This window comes from Mesorhizobium sp. M7A.F.Ca.CA.004.04.2.1 (genome assembly GCF_004022825.1).
Classification (GTDB): domain Bacteria; phylum Pseudomonadota; class Alphaproteobacteria; order Rhizobiales; family Rhizobiaceae; genus Mesorhizobium.
In genome coordinates this window covers 1,362-1,847 of sequence record NZ_RZPH01001125.1, presented here as the reverse complement: position 1 = coordinate 1,847, position 486 = coordinate 1,362, and the positions used below count along the sequence as shown (strand labels likewise).

General features: G+C 60.7%; 1 protein-coding gene. It reads right to left on the bottom strand.

Annotated elements, in window-relative coordinates; genetic code table 11:
- On the bottom strand, positions 1 to 486 hold a 486-nt coding region (locus EN893_RS32040; protein WP_245490936.1), incomplete at both ends, for an aminotransferase class I/II-fold pyridoxal phosphate-dependent enzyme.

The window sequence follows — 486 nt, the reverse complement described above, 5'->3', positions numbered from 1 at the left end:
GCGTCCAGACATGCGGATGCTTCAACAGCACGTCGGCCAGCGCGCGCAATTCGGCTTCGGTATAGGCGGCACCCGACGGGTTCGACGGCGAGTTCATCAGCAGCCATTTGGTCTTCGGCGTGATCGCCTTTTCCAGCACGGAAGCGGTCAGCTTGAAGCCGTTGTCGATCGAGGTGTCGGCAAACACGGAGGTGCCGCCGCATATGGCCACCATCTCGGGGTAGCTGACCCAATAGGGGCGAGGAATGATGACCTCGTCGCCGGGGTTCAGCGTCGCCATGAAGGCGTTGAACAGGATCTGCTTGCCGCCGGTGCCGACTATGGTCTGCTCGGGCTTGTAGTCGAGATTGTTCTCGCGCTTGAACTTTTTTGCGATCGCCTCGCGCAGCGGCACGATGCCCGAAACCGGCGGATACTTGGTTTCGCCACGGCGGATCGCCTCGATTGCCGCATTCTTGATGTTGTCGGGCGTGTCGAAATCCGGTT